At 41.5% G+C, this 4,648-nt stretch carries 4 protein-coding genes and 3 pseudogenes; 2 read left to right on the top strand and 5 right to left on the bottom strand.

Annotation, left to right across the window (positions count from 1 at the left end; all coding sequences use genetic code 11):
* The first annotated feature begins 132 nt into the window (after window positions 1-132).
* Window positions 133-1,146, top strand: coding sequence for a DNA cytosine methyltransferase (locus tag FTU46_RS16440; RefSeq protein WP_042893681.1), 1,014 nt, complete (start codon window positions 133-135; stop codon window positions 1,144-1,146).
* 105 nt (window positions 1,147-1,251) lie between these two features.
* Window positions 1,252-1,938 (top strand): annotated as a pseudogene (locus tag FTU46_RS16435) (DNA cytosine methyltransferase); the annotation flags it as partial.
* Here the strand turns inward: FTU46_RS16435 and FTU46_RS16430 are convergent.
* From FTU46_RS16430 to FTU46_RS16410, 5 genes and pseudogenes are all read right to left on the bottom strand, one after another.
* Window positions 1,936-2,046, bottom strand: a pseudogene (locus tag FTU46_RS16430) (peptide-methionine (S)-S-oxide reductase); the annotation flags it as partial. The pseudogenes FTU46_RS16435 and FTU46_RS16430 sit on opposite strands and share 3 nt — an antisense overlap.
* 110 nt (window positions 2,047-2,156) lie before the next feature.
* Window positions 2,157-2,618, bottom strand: a complete 462-nt coding sequence (locus FTU46_RS16425; RefSeq protein WP_033917524.1) for an META domain-containing protein — start codon at window positions 2,616-2,618, stop codon at window positions 2,157-2,159.
* Between the two features lie 102 nt (window positions 2,619-2,720).
* Window positions 2,721-3,770 carry a DUF4105 domain-containing protein gene (locus FTU46_RS16420; RefSeq protein WP_077170331.1) on the bottom strand — a complete coding sequence of 350 codons (1,050 nt, stop codon included), beginning with the start codon at window positions 3,768-3,770 and terminating at the stop codon, window positions 2,721-2,723.
* Between the two features lie 23 nt (window positions 3,771-3,793).
* Window positions 3,794-4,306 (bottom strand): trimethoprim-resistant dihydrofolate reductase DfrA41, encoded by a 513-nt coding sequence (dfrA41, locus tag FTU46_RS16415; RefSeq protein WP_004729503.1) that lies wholly within the window; start codon window positions 4,304-4,306, stop codon window positions 3,794-3,796.
* Between the two features lie 181 nt (window positions 4,307-4,487).
* A pseudogene (locus FTU46_RS16410) lies at window positions 4,488-4,648 on the bottom strand (IS5/IS1182 family transposase); the annotation flags it as partial.

Below are 4,648 nucleotides of genomic sequence, written 5' to 3'. Positions count from 1 at the left end.
AAGTCGTTTGAATGATTTCTTCTTGGTCTACGTGCCATAAAATACTCCATATATTGATGTTTATAACATCATTTGAGGAGCAGAGTATCACTTATAGGAGTTGTTCAAATTTCCGGATCCATCTCTCTTTTATTGGATGCAAGAAGTAGTTTTATTGATGCTGAGTTTAAGATTTCAAACATCTTTGATGCACCGCATAAGAATGAAGTTGTTCGCTTAAATAAGAAATCACAAGCATATGTTGAAGCTAATGGCTGGATGTCCAGATCTTCCGCATTAGAACGTTTAGAACAATGGAAAAACGTTGCGTTTAACCAATATCTAGATCCAACGATCCGCAACCAAAACAACCAAAAAATTGTCCTTTCTCTTTTTGATTTGTCTGGCACATGGTCACAACCATGGGTTGATGCTGGCTATCAAGTATTTCGGTTTGATATACAGGCAGATCCTTATTTTGGCGATATTAATAACTTCAGCGTGGAATTCTTTAACGAGCTTTTTGCATGCTTTGATGGTTTGGACGTTCATGCGATTTTAGCTGCATGCCCATGTACAGACTTTGCTGTTTCTGGTGCAAGACATTTTACTGCCAAAGATGCTGATGGTCGCACGTTAAGCAGTATTGAGCTGGTGTACCAAACTTTAAGAACAATTGAATTTTTTAAACCGAATATTTGGGCAATTGAGAATCCAGTAGGGCGTATTGCGAGCTTAACCGGGTTGTCGCCGTGGCGTCTGTCGTTTGATCCGTTTCATTTTGGTGATACATACACAAAGAAAACATTATTGTGGGGCCGTTTCAATGCCGACCTACCAATTGCACCTGTTGAACCTGTTGAGGGCTCTAAAATGCACCGCCTATACGGTGGCAATAGTATTGCGACTAAGAATGCTAGAAGCGTAACGCCTGAAGGTTTTGCATACTCATTTTTCACGGCAAACAACGCACATAGCAATTCGTTAATGACGATTTGCAACAAGTATGATCGTTTAGATCCTGAGCTTTTGAGTCGCTGTTTAAATAGCGGTTTGAGTGACTACGACATCTCTAATTTGATCGATGACGATTATTACGACTGTGATGATTATTCAGCACATCAAACATTAGAAAGTGCCGTTGAAAGCATGGGGGTGGCTGTATGAATCTGAGCAAGGTTATTCATGCTTATAGGTATCTGTCTCCAGAAGATGTACCGCATGAATTAAGAGATCTAAGCCATAAAGGGGCATTTGTAAGAGGGAATTTCTATGTATAACTTGCTTCCACATGAATTAATCGTTGATAACTTTGCTGGCGGTGGCGGTACATCAACTGGTTTAGAACGTGCGTTCGGTAGACCGATTGATATTGCAATTAATCATGATCCGAAAGCCTTGGCCATGCATCGCATCAATCATCCAAAAACAAAGCACTACTGCGAGAGTGTTTGGGATGTTAACCCTGTAAAGATTACGGGCAATCAACCTGTTGGCTTGGTTTGGCTTAGTCCAGACTGTAAACATCATAGCCGTGCGAAAGGTGGCAAGCCGTTAAACAAGAAGATCCGCGGTTTAGCTTGGATTGCTTTAAGGTGGGCTGCAACAGTTCGACCACGAATCATCATGCTTGAAAACGTGGTTGAGTTTGTTGAATGGGGTGATTTGGATAAGAACGGTAAACCGATTTTAAAGCGGAAAGGGCGAACGTTTAACTGTTTCGTGAATGCGCTCAGGTACCAAGGGTACACGGTCGAATATCGTGAACTACGAGCATGCGACTATGGTGCACCGACATTGAGAAATAGATTTTTCTTAATTGCTCGGCGTGACAATTTACCGATCGTCTGGCCAGAACCCACACATGCTGAATTTGACTTTTTTGCACCTCAAAAAACGAAAAAACAACCATGGAAGACAGCTGCTCAATGTGTGGACCTTAATTATGAATGTTTAAGTTGTGTGCCCACCTGCGTAACCGCTGACGACTTGCTGAACTCCCTGAATCTGTAAAAATACGGCTTCAGTACACCAAAAGCATCCCCCACCGAAAAGTGCCTGTTGCATGGTTGATTCCTCATTCAATTAAATAACTCAATCGGGCTGATGGTTAAATTCCAGCTCATCAGTATGAAAGATAAAAAAGCCTGTCCATACAGGCTTTTTGTAGGGAAGTATTAACGCGGCTGAACAGCACTTTCCAGCTGGATCAAGAGATTTCCATGGCGATCCAGTAATTTTAAGGTTTTAGCAAATACCTGATAATGCGTCACTTTAGCTAAAGCTTCATTAAATTTCTGATCAAGCTGATCGTTGTTCATGCAAGCCATACGGGTAGTAGCCATTTGACTCAGGGTCAGCGTATCTTTTGCTGCTGTGTAGCTGCCCATAATCCGGTTACAGCTATCTGAACCTGAAACGCGCTGGGTACTGGCATCAAATTGCAGACTCGGAACATTGCGTGCGGTTGGCGCAGTCTTGATTTCAGTATTACCAATCTGGGTCGCAATCCAAGTACGATTTTGCAAAAGTTGTAAATGATTCGCGGTTTGTGTCGTGGCTGTATTGGGCACAGTTTCGCAGCCCATGACCGTTAGAACCGAGCCTAAAATCGCGATTGCAGTTAATTTTTTTAGCATGAGAGATACTCTGATCATTGACTAGCTATTTGTATATAAACAAAAAAATGATCAAGGTTCCAGTTGATTTTGTATCTTTATTGAAGTGGATTTGCTACACAGTTATCGCATGTCGGGTTTTGGTAGGCCCTGCCGGATCAGGCGTGAATAGTCCTGACTGGAGAGATTAGCGGTGCGTTCTACCCGTGGATTGACATGTGCCCGTTGATACCAAGTGTGCATATCCCAAGACTGTTCTAGTACTTTAAGATCATAGAGATAATTCGGTAAATAGCCGGAGGCCAGCAACCGGTAATCTGAGGGTAGCTGTTGTTGCGATATCGCCTGAACCATATCAAAGACTAGTGTGGTGCAATTACTGGTCAGGGTATTGTACCATTTTGGCTTTTGGGCCAGCTCATCGGCCTGACGCAGATATTCCTTGAATAGCGCTTTAGCCTGAGCTTGCGGCATTTTGACTGGGAAAAAATAGACCTGTTCACCACGGACATTGCTACGGGTATAGACAATATCCTTTTCATCCGATGCGACCAGACTCAGTTCATATTTTCGGAAAAAGCCACCAATCGCTGAAAACTCTTCATTCTTTTCCTTGCGGATTTCAATCGAGAAGGTGAGTGGCTTTTGATTGGCAAAATCGAAGCTGACCAGGGTATGGGCAATTTTAGGCCCCATCCAGTAGGAAGTAATGATGTTCACGCCAGTAATCTGATTCAGATCAAAACTGCGGCTTTCCCAGCGTTCGATATAGCGACCATCGGCCTGCCAGTCAAAGTTGCGGATATTGTGTAAGGTAACCTGATCGCCTTGCTGCTCATAATGCAGAAGCTGGGAAACCTCAGGATTCCACTCTCGATCCTGACGCGCTTCCAGACTGAAATATCCTAGCAAACAGAATAAAAAGGCCAGAAGATAAAGAACGCTATCCACTTGGCGGGAGATCAGATGCCGGGTGAAATAAATCCCGAGAACGACCAGCGCAAAGGTCAGCCAGAGTCCAATCAGTATCAAGCTGCCGATTTTGCCGATGGGAAGATGAACCCACAGCATGAGGCTGAGCCACAGGCTCGACAGAATGACGAATAAAGTAAACAGGCTGCCCAGCAGCCACAGACTCCAATGTCTGGAGATATATTCGCGTCCCTGCATCATCACTTTTTCATGAGAAATAGGTTTTATTTTCTGTAGGTTGCGAACTCAAAAGCAATGCCGGTTTTGTCATCAATATGTTGTTCTGACGCTATCTTCACAAAATCATTTGGAATTTTAGGATAAAAAATATCACCTTCAACATTTAAATCAACATGAGTAAGCTCTAGTCGATCCACAATATTGATGGTTTGCTTGAAAATCTCACCACCACCAATAATAAAAATTGTATTTGGTTTCTCTGATGCTTGAACGTCAGGAATAGATTTCTCTAAGGCTTCTTCGATTGAATGTGCAACTTTAACGCCGTCAAAATTCCAATTATGGTTTCGAGTAATTACCCAATTTACACGTTTAGGAAGCGGACGACCAATCGAATCAAAATTTTTACGACCAAGGATAATTACCCCACCTTGGGTAATTTCTTTAAAGTGTTTTAAATCAGCAGAAATATGCCAAGGCAGATCGTTATCCTTACCAATACAACGTTGGTTGTCCATAGCAACCACATGTACTACTTCAAAACTTTGGAAAGTCATAACTTAATTGTCCGGAACATATTGAATATCACATATAACAAAATCCCGCTTTATAAAAAGCAGGATTTGGTCATGGTAACTATAAAGGAAAATAAAGCTAATTTCAGCTTAATTTAAAAATCCATTAAAGCTAAAGAATTTTTAAGTAGGGTCTGTTGACATTTACTGTTCATAATTAACCCTATAAAGGTAGCCATAAAAATATACAGGCTAAAGCAACAGAACTTTGATAATTTCTTTTGAGCTTGTCATATCGAGTAGCTATTCCTCTAAATTGCTTTAATCTACAAAACATATTTTCAACTAAATGCCTGATTTTATATAAATACCAGTCCATATGGT

It is taken from the genome of Acinetobacter sp. YH12108, assembly GCF_013419055.1.
Classification (GTDB): domain Bacteria; phylum Pseudomonadota; class Gammaproteobacteria; order Pseudomonadales; family Moraxellaceae; genus Acinetobacter.
The sequence above is the reverse complement of the archived record's forward strand: the minus strand, read 5'-3'. Positions and strand labels throughout refer to the sequence as shown.